This is a genomic window from Spirosoma luteolum (assembly GCF_054778875.1).
Map to the genome: position 1 here is coordinate 299,363 of NZ_BAAGZE010000003.1, position 14,605 is coordinate 313,967.

Consider the following 14,605-nt stretch of genomic DNA (forward strand, 5'->3'; position numbering starts at 1 on the left):
GTTTTTCACTACCTCACTGTATGAATCGTTTTCAGACAACCACGCTCGGCCTGTTGAGCCTGCTGGGCATCCTTAGCCAGTCCGGGCGGCTGCTGGCCCAGTCGGCGCGGCCCGACTCGGTTCGGCAGCGCGTTATTCTGATCGGCGATGCCGGCCGGCTGCGGCAGGGCAAGAACCCCGTTGTCGACGCGGTAGCAGCCCGCTATTCGCTCAACGATCCGGCCACCACCCTCGTTTACCTGGGCGATAACATTTACCCCCGAGGCCTGCCCGACCCCGCCAGCCCCGACTATGCCGAGATGGCGCAGATACTGCGCTACCAGGCGGCCCCCGCCCTGGGCCGGCAATCGTCGGTCGTATTTATTCCCGGCAACCACGACTGGACCCAGGGCAAACCCGACGGCTGGGACCGCATACGGCGGCAGGGCCGGCTGCTCGACAGCCTGCAGTCGCCCAATATCCGGCTGCTTCCGGCCAACGGTTGTCCCGACCCTATGGTGGTACCGCTGGGCGACGACCTGATTCTGATAGCGCTCGATACGCAATGGTGGCTGCACCCCTACGACAAGCCGGGCGAAACGTCGGACTGCGACTGCAAAACACCCGACGCCGTTACGACCCGCCTGACCGACCTGGCGGCCCGCTACAAAGACAAAGGCATCATCGTGGCGGCTCACCACCCGTTTCGCAGCTACGGTATTCATGGGGGCTACTACACCCTTAAGCAGCATCTGTTTCCGCTGACCGAATTCTCGCCCAACCTGTATGTGCCCCTGCCCGTAATCGGCTCGATCTATCCCCTCATGCGGGGCGTATTCGGCAACATTCAGGACCTGGCCAACCCCGCCTACAAGCGCATGGCCCGCGCCATCGAACAGGCCCTGGCCCAGGCGCCCAACCTGGTGTTTGTATCGGGCCACGACCACGCCCTCCAGCACATTGTCGACGGCAACCGATCGTTTATTGTGAGTGGGTCGGGCATCAACCGCGAGCGGGTCAAAGCCGGTAAGCTGGCCCGTTTTGTCAGCTCCGACTGGGGCTACGTAGTACTCGATGAACTGACTGACGGGCGGCTGACAGCTACCTTCTATACCGTCGACGAGCAGGCCAGCGCGACCCGGGCCTACAGCGCTCCACTCTTCACCAGTCGCCCCACGCCCGTTGCGCAGACCGGGCAGACCACCCGCCCTGCCTGGCCCGACAGTATGCGGGTGGCTGTGGCACCAGATTACGACAGCGTAGGCACCCTGCACCGGTTGCTGCTCGGCACCAATTACCGCCGGGCCTGGGCCACCCCGGTCACGCTGCCCGTGTTCGACATAAGCCGCACCCAGGGCGGGTTCAGGGTGCTGCAGCGCGGGGGTGGCATGCAAACCAAATCGCTGCGGCTGGCCGATGCGTCGGGGCACGAGTGGGTGCTGCGTACCATCCAGAAAGACCCCACCTCGGCCCTGCCGCCCAACCTGCGCGAAACCATTGCCCGCCCCGTGCTGCAGGATGAAATTTCGGCCAGCCACCCGTTTTCGGCGCTGGCCGTACCACCCCTGGCGCAGGCCGCCGGTGTGCCACACGCCAACCCGCGGGTCGTATATGTACCCGACGATCTGGCCCTCGATACCTACCGGGCCGACTTCGCCCAAACGGTGTGTCTGCTTGAGGAGCGGAACCCCGGCGATGGCAAATCCATCAGCACCCCGAAACTGCTCGACGCCCTCGAAGACGACAACGACAATCAGGTAGATGAGCGGGCGCTGCTGCGGGCCCGCATGCTCGACCTGCTCATCGGCGACTGGGATCGGCACGAAGATCAGTGGCGCTGGGGTAGCCGAAAAACCGCCACCAGCAACGTCTACTACCCCATTCCACGCGACCGCGACCAGGTCTTTTTCCGGGCCAACGGTTTGTTTCCGACCATTGCGGCCGCGCCCTGGCTGCAGCCCAAACTGCAGGGTTTCCGCGCCGAACTGGCCAACGTCGACGGCTTCATGTACAACGCCCGCTTTCTCGACCGGCTGTTTCTGCCGGGCCTGAACGCGCAGGACTGGGTAGAAGAAATTACTGCCCTGCAGGCGGCCTGGACCGATGCGGTGCTGGCCAGGGCTATCGACCGCCTGCCGGCCCCCATCCGCCAGCAGGCAGGACCGCAGTTGCTGGCCCTGCTCAAGACCCGGCGGGGATGGTTGCGGCAGGAGGGCCTGACCTACTACCGTTTTCTGGCGCGAGCGGTCGACATTCCCGGCTCCGACAAGACGGAGCTGTTTCGGGTCGAGCACCGGGCCAATGGACAGGTGGCCGTGTCGGTGTTCAAGATCACCAAACGCGGGGAACGGGCGCAACGGCTTTACTACCGCGTGTTCGACCCCGCCGTTACCCACGAAATCCGGCTCTACGGCCGTGGCGGCAATGATCAGTTCGAGGTCATCAACGCCCCCTCGGCAAACGCGGGCCGGCCCGATCCTAGTCGCCTGGTCGTGCGGCTGATCGGCGGGGCGGGCAACGATCGGTTCACGGTGGCGGAAGGCGTTGCCAAACCCCGTATCTACGACCTGAGTACCGAGGCCAACGAACTGCCGCCGGCCGGCCGCGCCAGCCTGCATACCGCCCCCGATCCGGCCGTGAACCGCTACGATCCCCACGCGTTTCGCTACGACCGGCTAGCCCCGCTGGCGTCTGTCGGCTACAACCTCGACGACGGCCTCCTGATCGGGGTCGGGGCGCAATGGACGCACCACGGTTTCCGCAAAGACCCCTACGCGTCGATGCAGCGGCTTCTGGTACGCCGGGCGCTGGCCACCAAAGCCGTTTCCATTCGCTACGACGGCCAGTTTACTCACCTGATTGGGCAGAACGATCTGTGGCTGAGTGCGGTGGTCAAAGCCCCCGACAACGTCACCAATTTTTTCGGGACAGGCAACGAAACGGTTTACGACAAAAGCCGCGGCATCCGCTACTACCGCACCCGCTACAACCTCATTACCCTGACACCCCTGCTCCGGCGCCGGCTCAGTAACCAGTTCGACCTGACGGCGGGGCCTGTCTTTCAGCATTTCCGGCTCGACGGCGACGAAAACGACGGGCGCTTCATTCGGCAGTACGTGAGTCAGCTCCCCAATCCGGCCACGTTTCTGACCCAGGAAAATTATGCCGGTCTGCAGCTCGGGTTTCAGCTCGACACCCGCGACAATTCGGCGCTGCCCACGCGGGGCGTGCTGTGGCACACAACGCTGCTGGGCCTGCAGGGATTCAGCGATCAGCCCAACCACCTGACCCAGCTGCGTACCGACTTCACCCTGACCAACCGCGTGGGGCGGGGCGGGCGGCTGCTGCTTACCAACCGGCTGGGCGGGGGCCTCACCTACGGCAAACCAGCCTTCTATCAGCTGCTGTATCTGGGCGGGCACGACAACCTGCGCGGCTTTCGCAACTACCGCTTTGCCGGTAACCACGCCTTCTACCACAACATCGAAGCCCGGCTCAAGCTGTTCGACTTCTCGTCGTATCTGTTTCCGGGCAGCGTGGGGCTGCTGGCTTTCAACGACCTGGGGCGGGTGTGGCTCCGGGGCGAGTCGTCGGCGCGCTGGCACGCGGGCTATGGTGGAGGCCTCTACGTGACCCCGGCCAGTCTGCTTGTCCTGACGGCCTCGGTGGGTGTATCGCCCGACGGGGTTCTGCCTTATATTGCCCTCGGTGTTCGTCTTTGACCCTATTTTAACGCCATGAACCCTTCGCTTACCGACCGCGCCGAAACCTACGTCGTCCGGTTTTTCGACGAACATCCCAACCCGGCCCTGGTATATCATACCCTGGCCCATACGCGCGAAGTGGTCGACGTAGCCGACCAGCTGGCGCGGCATTACGCCCTGCCCGAAACCGACTGGCAGGCGCTGCTGACGGCGGCCTGGTTTCATGATGTGGGCTACCTGGCCGGCCCGCCCGATGCGCACGAAGAAACTGGCCTGGCGCTGGCCACTGCCTTTCTGGAGAATGCCGGCGCAACGCCCGACTATACCGACCGGGTGCAGCGGGCCATCCGCGCCACCAAAATGCCCCAGTCGCCCACGACCCTGGCCGAACAGATTCTGTGCGATGCCGACCTGTTTCATCTGGGCGCAGCCGATTACAACGACCGGCAGAAACGGCTCCGCGACGAGCTGGAACAGCTGACGGGCAAGTCGCTGAAGGGCAGCACCTGGCGGCAGAAAAACATCGATTTTCTCCAGCACCACCGGTATTTTACCGACTACGCCCAAACCCTGCAGGCCGATGGGCAGGCGCGCAACCTGCGCCGGCTGCTCAACAAGGAGGCCGAGCAGAAAGCCATCCGGCGCCTGAACCAGCAGCAACCAGCGGCCGAACCCGGCGACCACAAAGACCGCCCGAAAACCAAAGAGCAGGAAAAACGCGCCGAACGCGGGGTCGAAACCATGTTCCGGACCACGTCGGCCAACCACCTGCACCTGAGCGAAATTGCCGACAGCAAGGCCAACATTCTGATTTCAGTCAACTCGATCATGGTATCGGTGCTGGTCTCGATTCTGCCCCGGCGGATCGAAGAAAATCCGGCCCTGATTATTCCTACGGCCCTGTTTCTGATCAGTGCGCTGCTTACCATCGTGAGTGCCATTCTGGCTACCCGGCCCAATGTGAACCACGGCAGCCTGACCCGCAAAGATGTGCAGCAGCGCAAAGGCAACCCCCTGTTTTTCGGTAATTTCTACCAGATGAGCCGTACCGACTACGAGTGGACGATGGGCGAGTTGATGCAGGACAGCGATTACCTCTACAAAGCCATGACCCGCGACATCTACAACCTGGGGCAGGTGCTGGCCAAGAAATACCGGCTGCTGCGCATTGCGTACACGGTGTTTATGCTGGGCTTTGTACTCTCGACCCTAGCGTTTCTGGTAGTGTTCGTTATCACCGGCAACTAACAATCGGCCCGGAAGCGGGGGCGCCAGCGCGCTGGGTATCAACAATTCGGCGAACAGGGGGTTTATCTCCCAGTTACTCACGCATACTCAACGCGCCCCCATGAATGTATTTTCTGCTCCGCTCCTGCTCGGCCTGGGTCTGCTGGCCGCCGGCTGCCAGTCTGCCCAGAAAGCCGATACCGAAACGGCTGGCACCACCGATACCACCGCATCGGCCACCGCTACCGTCAGCACCGTCGGCAGCCCCGTTCTGCTCAACACCCTGCCCGACCAGTACAATACCCCCGATGGCCTGGCCGAAGGGCCCGATGGTACCATTTACCTCTCGGTACCCAATCTGGCCGATAACACCTACCCCGGGGTCATCCTGAAATACGTGGGCGACTCGCTCCAGTTTTTCACCAGCCTGCCCGTTCAGCCCGACACCAAACACGCGGCCCCCATGGATCTGGCCTTTGGCCCCGACGGTAATCTGTACTACGCCGAAAATCAGTACGAGAACGACAAGAACTACAAGTCGCGGCTGATGCGTATCCGGATTCAGAACGGTAAAGCCGCCGGCATCGAGCCGGTAGTGGTCAACTTCGGGCTGGCCAACGCCGTGGTCTGGAAAGGCAACACCATTTATGTTACCGACAGCCAGTGGGATATGCCCGACAACGACAAGGGCAGCGCCATCTTCCACTTCAAACTCGATGAGCTCAACAAAGGCACCGTCAGTTTGAAACCCAAAACGATGGACCCCCACGTGCTGACTACCTTCACCACCACGGTCAACGAAACGGGTGTCGACAACGGAGCCGATGGCCTCGACTACGACAGCAAAGGTAACTTCTATACCGGCTCATTTGGCGATGGCACCATGTATAAAATCACGCTTAAACCCGACGGCAGCCTGGCCTCCAACAGCGTGTTCAAGCTGAGCCAGAAGATTCCCTGCGTCGACGGCCTGATCGTCGACCGCAAAACCGACAAGCTCTACGTGTGTAATTCGCGCGAAAACGCGATCATGGTGGTCGCGGCCGACGGAACCGTCAGCACGCTGGCGCAGAACCCCGACACCGATGGCACAGGCGGCAAACTCGATCAGCCGGCCGAAGTGCTGCTGAAAGGCAACCGGCTTTATATCTCGAACTTCGACAAGCCCGAGAAAAACTTCGTGAACACCCAGGCCGACGCCGTTCATACGATGTCGTACATCACGATTCAATAAGCGGGGTCCCCCCAAACAGCAGCGCGCCCGCCCCGGAGTTGTCCGGAGCGGGCGCGCCCGTTTTCACACCATCGGGCAGGCTTACTTCAGGCTGCTGAGGTAGGTCTTGTTGCCGTTCTTGTTGATGTAATACTTGCCACCCCGGGGGCCGGTCATCACGGGCTCGCCATTGGGGCCCTTCATCGATCGGTCAACGGGCGCTTTGTAATCGGCCGGGGTGGCTTTCTCTTCCTTCATCTTGCCTTTGGCCATTTTTGCCTCCTTCTTGTCGGCTTTGGCAGCTTTCATATCGGCTTTGGCAGCATCCATCGCCCCCTTGTCGCCCGAGGCCTTGGCGGCTTTCAGATCGGCCTTGGCGTCCTTTTTATCGGCTTTGGCTTCCTTCATGGGCTTCATGGCATCGGGCGCATCGGCCGCTTTCTTATCGGCTTTGGCGGCTTTTTTCTCGGCTTTAGCCGCTTTGGCCGCATCCTTGTCGCCGGCCTCCTTAGCCGCTTTCTTATCGGCCTTGGCTTCCTTCTTATCCTCCTTGGCGTCTTTCTTGGCTTTCTTCTCAGCGCGGGTCGTGGTTTGCATCGTTCCCGATGCGGTTTGCGCCTGCGTGCCGAAAGCAACGAGCAGGCCCATCAGCAGGCTCAGTGTGGCAAGTGTCTTCTTCATGATAATCAGTTGGTTTTACGGTGAAAAAATAAGGGTACGCGGAATGTGCGGGAAATATGGATGGAATTTCAGATAAACGCCACGAGCCAGGCTCATTTTTTTTGTGTATATTTGATTGAGTCCCCGGCCCATTGCCGGCAGGTCTGCCGGGCTGGCCGTTGCCTTGCCCTCATGCCCGCGCCGGGCCGCAACAAACTGATGATCACCGAACAAACACCCCTCACCACCCCCGCCGACTTTCTTAAACGCTACTACGGATATGACCGCTTCCGGCCCATGCAGGAAGACATTATCCGATCGATCATCGGCGGGCGCGACACGGTGGTGCTGATGCCCACCGGCGGGGGCAAATCCGTGTGTTTTCAGATTCCGGCCCTCATGCTGCCCGGCCTGACGGTGGTCGTATCGCCCCTGATTGCGCTGATGAAAGATCAGGTGGGTGCCCTGCACATGAACGGCATCCCGGCGGCTTCCTACAACAGTACGCAAACGGGCCGCGAACTGCGTGCCATCGAAGACGACTGCGTATCGGGCAAACTCAAGCTGCTCTACGTATCGCCCGAAAAGCTGCTGACCGAATCGTTCTTCAACCTGCTGTCGATGGTCAACCTCTCGCTGTTTGCCATCGACGAAGCCCACTGCATCTCGTCGTGGGGGCACGATTTCCGGCCGGAGTACACGCAGCTGCACGTGCTCAAACAGCGCTTTCCCGGTGTACCCACGGTGGCCCTCACCGCCACCGCCGACAAGCTGACCCGGCAGGACATTGCCACCCGGCTCGGCATGGTCGATCCGGCCGTTTTTATCTCGTCGTTCAACCGCGAAAACCTCAGCCTGAAAGTACTGCCCGGTCAGAACCGGATTCAGCAGATCATCCGGCTTTTGCAGCAGAAGCCCAACACCTCGGGCATCATCTATTGCCTGAGCCGGAAATCGACCGAGTCGCTGGCCGCCAAGCTGCAGGAGAAAGGGTTCAATGCCGCGTTTTACCACGCCAAAATGGATCCCGACGACCGGGCCCGCACGCAGGAAGCTTTTCTGCGCGATGACGTTCGGATTATGTGCGCCACGATCGCCTTTGGCATGGGCATCGACAAATCGAACGTGCGCTGGGTGATTCATTACAACATGCCCAAAAACATCGAAAGCTTTTACCAGGAAATTGGCCGGGCCGGGCGCGACGGGGCCGAAGCGCAGACGGTGCTTTTCTACAGCTTTGCCGATGTGGCCACCTACAAAGACATGCTGGCCGAAAACAACCCGGCCAACCTGGGGCTGCAGCTGGCCAAACTGGAGCGGATGCAGCACTATGCCGATGCCCACACCTGCCGCCGGCAGATTCTGCTCTCCTACTTCTCGGAAGACCTGCCCGAACCCTGCGGCAACTGCGATGTGTGCCGCGATCCGCGCGTGACGTTCGATGGCACCGTACTGGCCCAGAAAGCGCTTTCGGCCATTGTCCGAACGGGTGAGCGCGTGCCCATGAACCTGCTCATCGATATTCTGCGCGGCTCGCGCAGCCAGGCCGTAGTGCAGGGGGGCTACGATCAGATCAAAACCTACGGCGCCGGCCGCGACCTGCGCTTCGAAGACTGGCGCAACTACCTGCATCAGCTCATCAACACGGGCGTAATCGAGGTTGCTTACGACCAGCACTACGCCCTGCGCCGGGGTATTCTGGCCGATCAGGTGCTGTTTGGCGGCCGTAAAGTCGAGCTTGTCCGCCCCGACGATGCACCCAAGCCGGTGGTCGAAAAACCGAAAACCAAAACAGAAGTCAACCGCGACGAGTTGTTTGAACAGCTCCGGGCCCTGCGCAAGTCGCTGGCCGATGAGCAGAATGTACCGCCATACGTGATTTTTACCGATACGACCCTCGAAGACATGGCCCGGCAACGGCCCCTCACCCCCGATGCGCTGCGCAACGTGAGCGGGGTGGGCGAGCGCAAGCTGGAACTCTTCGGGCGGCAGTTTCTGAACGTCATTACGGGCTTTGTGAGGGGGCGGGTGCAGGCCGGCGAAAAGCCGCGCGGCTCTACCCAGCTGCAAACCCTCGACCTCTTCAACCGGGGCTACAGCATCGAGGAAATTGCCAGCGAGCGGGGTCTTACCAGCAGCTCCATTGCGAGCCATCTGGTGCAGCTGGCGCGGGCTGGTGAAGACATCGATCTGGTGTCGCTGATCGACCCTTCGGACCGGCGGGAAATCGAAAAAGCGATGAAATCGATCGGGGTAGAAGAGGGTCGGCTGAAGCCAGTTTACGAGCATTTCAACGGCCGCTATGACTACGCCAAACTGACCCTGGTCTGGGGTCTTTTGCAGGCCTGAAAAAGCCCCCAAATCGCTGACCGTTGGATAATTCGTAGAATGACGATTTGGTATATATCAGACAATCAGGTATATTCGTAAAACAGTTGTAGACAAACCCGTTCCGAAAGCGCGGGTTTTATTGTCTACAGCTATCACGACAAATACCCATAAATTGATTCAGGAAGTAAGTTTATCCCTTGTTCTGGCCACCCTCACGCCGGCTTTTGCAAGCGCCTTTTCCGGCGCAGATACCAGCCGTATTCACGCGTCGGCTCATGGTCTCGACAACCCCTCGCTGCTCGTCGTCGACTCGTCGAAACGGGTGTTTCCGGTTTATTTTTGTGGCGAAGAATTACCCGTCGATGAGCCCCGCGTTTCGCGTCGCTGGCTCCAGACGCTGCGCACGTATGGCGCCCAGCAGGAGTGCCTCTTCACCCTCCGCCGGCGGGCCTCTACCTTTTTTCCCATCATCGACCCCATCCTGCGCAAGTACAAAATCCCGCGCGATTTCCGGTTTCTGCCCCTGGCCGAAAGCGAACTTGTCAACGACTGCGTTTCGCCCAAGGGCGCGTCGGGTTACTGGCAGCTGATGCCGGGTACGGCCCGCGACCTGGGTCTGAAGGTCAATGGCAAGGTCGACGAACGGTATGATCTTGAAAAAGCCACGGTGGCCGTCTGCCACCACCTGCATCAGCTCTATGGCCAGCTGGGTTCGTGGACACTGGTAGCAGCCGCCTACAACGCTGGCATCACCCACGTACAGAAGAAAATGGCGCAGCAGGGCCACGGTAACTACTACCGGCTCCGGCTCCACCGCGAAACCAGCCGCTATCTGTTTCGGGTGCTGGCCTACAAAGAGCTGCTCAGTAACCCCCGGCAATATGCCCTGCTGCTGAAAAACTCGACGGTCGAGCAGCTGACCAAACCCCTGCCCAGCTGGCACAAGCCCCTGGCCATTCCCCAGAAAATCAAGGATTCGCCCACGATCGAACTGGTCGACGACGATGATATCGACCCAACCTGGGGGCCGCGTCCCAACGTAGCTCTCACCCGGTCGCCGTCGGATACCAGCCAGTTGCTGGCGGCTGCCGCTATGGCCCGCCCCAAAGCGACCGACCTGGATGAACAGAATATGGAATCGCCCGTCCGGAAACTGATGATGGGCCTGACCGTACTGCGTTTCCGTCGACCCCGCTTCCTGCAATACAAAAAGGGCCAGGGCGTACGTCCGCTGCACTTCTGGGACTGGATCTGATTTTTTTTAGCCGAAATAATCCTGAATGCCCGCTGGAACTCCCAGTCGGGCATTTTTTTTGCTCCAGGCTGGGGCAGACCAGAAACAGGTAAAAAAATACCAAAGCTATGGTGTTACCATACTAGATGTGACTGGTCATAACGCCGTAACAACACTTACTTAACCTATCCCGATGAACCTGCTTGCTACCCTCACGCTGGCGACCGGTTTGGTGGCAGCCAGTGCCGGAACGCACGACCTGCTCGACCAGGCGGCTCACCACCCCGCTTCCACGCAGGATCTGACGTATGCCCTGTCTTTTGAGCCCGATCTGCGGGCGCTGCCACCCGTATTTTTCTGTGGCGAATCGGTACCACTGCACGAAGAGCGGGTAGCGCGCCGGCTCGTTACGGCGCTGGTTCGCAACGCTGCCGAAAATCAGGCCCTGTATAAAATCAGGCAGCGGGCGTCGACGTTCTTTCCGATCATCGAACCCATTCTGGCCAAGCACAACATTCCAACCGATTTCAAGTACCTGCCGCTGGTCGAAAGCGCCCTCAAAGGCTTTGCGGTGTCGCCGAGAGGAGCCGTGGGCTACTGGCAGTTTATGCCCGCCACGGCCCGCGAACTGGGACTGTGCGTGCGACCCGGTGCCGATGACCGCCGGAACCTGGTGAAGTCGACGGAGGCCGCCTGCCGGTATCTGAACTACCTGCACAACCGGCTTGGCTCCTGGACCCTGGCTGCGGCCGCCTACAACAATGGCATTGGCGCGCTGCTGGGCAACATTCGCCGGCAGCAGCAGCGCGACTATTACTTTTTGCGGCTCAATGCCGAAACGGGCAAGTACCTGTACCGCATTCTGGCCTTCAAAGAGCTCTTCTCCAACTACCGTTGCTACCAGGGTCTGATTCCAGATCGGGTGCTGGCGCACCTGAGCGAACCCCTCGGCGATGAGCGCATGGAACTGGACGACGAAGTATTGCTGCCCGAAATTATGGTGGCCCAGGCAACCGAACAGGCCATTGATACGCCCGACGACGCAGCTACAGCCTCGACCCAGGCCGAAGACATTCCGCTACCCAACGCGGCCGATGTGTTTCGGGGGGGTATCAAAGCGCGGCTGCGCGAAGCGTCGGGCCTGCAGCGGGGCCAGATCTGGGTGTTTCACCTGACCCGCGATGGCATTGCCGATGGCAAGCCAGTCGATGAAGGCGACGTGCTCTACGCGCTGGTCGAAGATGTGGATGCCACTACCAACAAAGTGTATCTGCGCGCCACCAAGCTTTATTCGACGAGCGAAAAGCACACGTATGACCTGACGCTGGCGGCTGTCGATGCATCGACCGGACGACTGGGCATTCAGTTACCCGACGTCGACCAGGTAAAAGCGGGCTGGATTCTGACCTGGAAAAGCCTGTAGCTCAATAAGATGCCGCTGAACTAAACCATTTCCGATCGGTGTTGTCTATCCACTGTACCAACACGTACTTGTTTTGACGCCATCCATTCGCTTTGTGTTTACAATGGGCCTGGGCCTGGTAGCTGGCTTCGGCCTGGCCCAGCCCGCCCGGAAACCAGTTGTCCGATCGACCAAAGGCCCCCTGACCCGCACTGCTGTTCGCCTGCCGGCCACCCCGGCCCGCATTCACTTCTGCGGTGAACTGGTGCCCACCCAGCAAAGCGCCGTGTCGAACAAACTGGCCATGGCACTGGCCGGCAGCGCAGGCTACGCCCGGCACGTAGCCGCCCTCAAAGCCCGTTCGGCCCCCTTCTTCAGTATCATCGAGCCTATCCTGGCCAAACACAATATCCCCAACGACTTCAAGTTTTTGCCCCTGATCGAGAGTGCCTGGCAGGCCAACGCCGTTTCGTCGGCAGGGGCCGTGGGCTACTGGCAGTTTATGGACGAAACGGCCAAGGATATGGGTCTTTCCATTGCACCGGGCAACGACGACCGTACCGACCTGCGCAAATCGACCGAAGCGGCCTGCCGGTACCTCAAAGACCTGCACCGGCAGCTGGGTTCCTGGACACTGGCTGCAGCCGCCTATAACGGAGGGCTGGGCATGGTGCAGCGCAAAATTTCGCGCACCGGCCAGCGCGATTACTACTCGATGGTGATGAACGAAGAAACCGGCTATTACCTCTACCGGATTCTGGCTATGAAGGAGCTGTTTACCAACCCGCAGTATGGCATGGGCTCAGTTGGTATCCTGCTGGCCTCGACGGGGCGCGAATACGAAGCCGAACGGGAACAGGCCCGGCGCATGGGCTGGCTGCAGGACGATGAGCCGGAGCCGGTTGGCGTACCCATCAGCTCGATAGCCGATCCGCTCGGGCCCGCGCCGGCCCGCAGCGAAGCGGTGGTGATGGACAGTCTGTTGACCGATATTCTGAAGAGCCGACCCAACACCCCCGCCGTATTTGCCGGTGACGTGCAGGCCAGGCTACTGCGGGCGGGCCAGCCCAGGGTTGGGCAGAGCTGGAGTTTCGTGCTGACCGAACCGTTGCAGATTGGCGAAGACGACCTGAAGCCCGGCGATGCACTCTACTGCGTTGTCGACGATATCGACGCGCAGGGCCACCTGTTCCTGCGGGCCACCAAAGCCGTTTCGGCCGAAAGCAAGGCTACTATTCCGCTCACACTCATCGCCATCAATCCCGTCACCGGGCTGGCCGGCATCCCCCGACCCAAAGTCCTGAAACCAGGCTGGGTGGTACAGTGGAAGCTGTAGGCAGGATATTCGGTTTTCAGTTTTCAGTTTACTGTATTCGGCGCACTGGTGGTAAAACGCCAATCATTAGAAAACGGTCAACTGAATACTGGACACGGATAAGGTGTCTGAAAACAGTAAACTGAGTACTGGTAAAGTGCCTAAAAACGGCAAACTGAAAACAGTAAACCGAATACTAAAGCTACTCCTTTTTCCCGACCGCCTTTTTGTAGGCATCCAGAGCGCGCTGGCGGGCCATGGTGTGCTCAACGATTGGTTTGGGATAGCGCTTCGGATCGTTTACCTCCGGCACCCATTTCTGAATGTATTCGCCCTTGGGGTCGAATTTTTCGGCCTGGGCGGTTGGGTTGAACACCCGGAAATACGGCGCGGCATCGGTGCCCGAGCCCGCGGCCCACTGCCAGCCGCCGTTGTTGGCCGACAGGTCGTAGTCGCGCAGTTTCTTACCAAAATACGCTTCGCCCCACCGCCAGTCGATAAGCAGGTGCTTGCAGAGAAAACTGGCCGTAATCATCCGGACCCGGTTGTGCATCCAGCCAATGGTATTTAGCTGCCGCATACCCGCATCGACGATCGGGTAACCCGTTTCGCCCTTACACCAGGCCTCGAACTCGGCTTCGTTATTACGCCATTTGATATCGTCGTACTGCCGCCGGAACGAGTGTTTCTCCACGTGTGGAAAATGGTCGAGCACCTGAAAGTAAAAGTCGCGCCAGCACAGCTCGTTCAGAAACGTTTTGTCGTTGGCCGCCTGCGCCTGCCGGGCCAGTTCGCGGATGCTGATGGTGCCAAACCGCAGGTGCATACTGAGCTGACTGGTACCGTCGGTATCGGCGGGGAAGTCGCGGGTTTTGCCGTAGTGGTCGAGCAGACGGTCGGGCACGGTGCGTTTCGGGAAATCGGCCTCAACGGGTTTGAACCCCATCTCCTTCAGCGACGGTACGGGCAACGGCTTCGTTTTGTAGTAATGACGGCTGTATTTGCCGGTTGGGTACGATTTGAGGTAGAAGGCATTGAGTTTACCGTGCCAGTTCTTGCTGTAGGGTGTGAAGACCGTGTACGGCGTTTTGCTGCCGCTCAATACTTCGTCGCGGTCAAAGATGGTTTGGTCTTTACTGGCGCTGAAGCCAATGCCTTTTTCGGCCAGCATAGCCGCCACCGCCTTGTCGCGCTCCTTGGCGTACCCTTCGTAGTCGTAGTTGGTAAACACCTCGCCGATCGGGTACGCACGGGTAAGGTCTTTCCAGACATCGAGCGGGTGGCCGTATCGCACCAGTAGAGCCGCCCCTTTTTCGGCCAGTTCGTCGCGCAGCCGTTCGACTTCCTGCACCAGAAACATTACCCGCCGATCGTGAGGATCGTCGAGCGCATCGAGAATCGTACGGTCGAAAATAAAAACCGGCAAAACGGGCCGGCCACTGCGCAGCGCATGGTACAGGGCTGCATTGTCGTTCAGGCGCAGGTCGCGCCGAAGCCAGACCAGCGATAAGGGTTCAGCCATAAAGCAGATTTGTTTTAA

At 60.2% G+C, this 14,605-nt stretch carries 9 protein-coding genes; 7 read left to right on the forward strand and 2 right to left on the reverse strand.

The genetic code is table 11. The annotated features are described in order from the left end of the window. Nucleotides 1-20 precede the first annotated feature (20 nt). The 3 genes from ACYVAC_RS03950 (at nucleotide 21) to ACYVAC_RS03960 (ending at nucleotide 6,144) form a co-directional block, all read left to right on the forward strand. Entirely contained in the window at nucleotides 21-3,701 is a 3,681-nt protein-coding gene (locus ACYVAC_RS03950; RefSeq protein WP_461096274.1) for a BamA/TamA family outer membrane protein, read from the forward strand. Nucleotides 3,702-3,716: 15 nt separating this feature from the next. After that, nucleotides 3,717-4,931 (forward strand): Pycsar system effector family protein, encoded by a 1,215-nt coding sequence (locus ACYVAC_RS03955; protein WP_461096275.1) that lies wholly within the window; start codon nucleotides 3,717-3,719, stop codon nucleotides 4,929-4,931. Nucleotides 4,932-5,031: 100 nt separating this feature from the next. Beyond that, entirely contained in the window at nucleotides 5,032-6,144 is a 1,113-nt protein-coding gene (locus ACYVAC_RS03960; RefSeq protein ID WP_461096276.1) for an SMP-30/gluconolactonase/LRE family protein, read from the forward strand. Between the two features lie 81 nt (nucleotides 6,145-6,225). Here the strand turns inward: ACYVAC_RS03960 and ACYVAC_RS03965 are convergent, their stop codons facing one another. Further along, complete coding sequence (locus ACYVAC_RS03965) at nucleotides 6,226-6,804, reverse strand: hypothetical protein (RefSeq protein WP_461096277.1); 579 nt, start codon at nucleotides 6,802-6,804, stop codon at nucleotides 6,226-6,228. A gap of 198 nt (nucleotides 6,805-7,002) precedes the next feature. Here ACYVAC_RS03965 and recQ point away from each other — a divergent pair, with 198 nt between their 5' ends. The 4 genes from recQ (at nucleotide 7,003) to ACYVAC_RS03985 (ending at nucleotide 13,086) form a co-directional block, all read left to right on the forward strand. After that, a complete protein-coding gene (recQ, locus tag ACYVAC_RS03970) occupies nucleotides 7,003-9,132 on the forward strand; it encodes a DNA helicase RecQ (RefSeq protein WP_461096278.1) in 2,130 nt (709 codons plus the stop codon). A 154-nt stretch (nucleotides 9,133-9,286) separates the two neighbouring features. Next, on the forward strand, nucleotides 9,287-10,369 hold the full coding sequence (locus ACYVAC_RS03975; protein WP_461096279.1) for a lytic transglycosylase domain-containing protein: 1,083 nt from the start codon (nucleotides 9,287-9,289) through the stop codon (nucleotides 10,367-10,369). A gap of 172 nt (nucleotides 10,370-10,541) precedes the next feature. Further along, nucleotides 10,542-11,771 carry a lytic transglycosylase domain-containing protein gene (locus tag ACYVAC_RS03980; protein ID WP_461096280.1) on the forward strand — a complete coding sequence of 410 codons (1,230 nt, stop codon included), beginning with the start codon at nucleotides 10,542-10,544 and terminating at the stop codon, nucleotides 11,769-11,771. Nucleotides 11,772-11,844: 73 nt separating this feature from the next. Continuing rightward, entirely contained in the window at nucleotides 11,845-13,086 is a 1,242-nt protein-coding gene (locus tag ACYVAC_RS03985) for a lytic transglycosylase domain-containing protein (RefSeq protein ID WP_461096281.1), read from the forward strand. A gap of 181 nt (nucleotides 13,087-13,267) precedes the next feature. On the opposite strand, the gene ACYVAC_RS03990 is transcribed toward ACYVAC_RS03985, so the two are convergent. Further along, a complete protein-coding gene (locus ACYVAC_RS03990; RefSeq protein WP_461096282.1) occupies nucleotides 13,268-14,587 on the reverse strand; it encodes a cryptochrome/photolyase family protein in 1,320 nt (439 codons plus the stop codon). Between the last annotated feature and the right edge of the window lie 18 nt (nucleotides 14,588-14,605).

What these genes read in the sequence shown, in the direction of transcription:
- ACYVAC_RS03950 (WP_461096274.1), top strand. Translation starts at nt 21, where the DNA reads ATGAATCGTTTTCAGACAACCACGCTCGGCCTGTTGAGCCTGCTGGGC.
- recQ (WP_461096278.1), top strand. Translation starts at nt 7,003, where the DNA reads ATGATCACCGAACAAACACCCCTCACCACCCCCGCCGACTTTCTTAAA.
- ACYVAC_RS03965 (WP_461096277.1), bottom strand. Translation starts at nt 6,804, where the DNA reads ATGAAGAAGACACTTGCCACACTGAGCCTGCTGATGGGCCTGCTCGTT.
- ACYVAC_RS03960 (WP_461096276.1), top strand. Translation starts at nt 5,032, where the DNA reads ATGAATGTATTTTCTGCTCCGCTCCTGCTCGGCCTGGGTCTGCTGGCC.
- ACYVAC_RS03955 (WP_461096275.1), top strand. Translation starts at nt 3,717, where the DNA reads ATGAACCCTTCGCTTACCGACCGCGCCGAAACCTACGTCGTCCGGTTT.
- ACYVAC_RS03990 (WP_461096282.1), bottom strand. Translation starts at nt 14,587, where the DNA reads ATGGCTGAACCCTTATCGCTGGTCTGGCTTCGGCGCGACCTGCGCCTG.
- ACYVAC_RS03980 (WP_461096280.1), top strand. Translation starts at nt 10,542, where the DNA reads ATGAACCTGCTTGCTACCCTCACGCTGGCGACCGGTTTGGTGGCAGCC.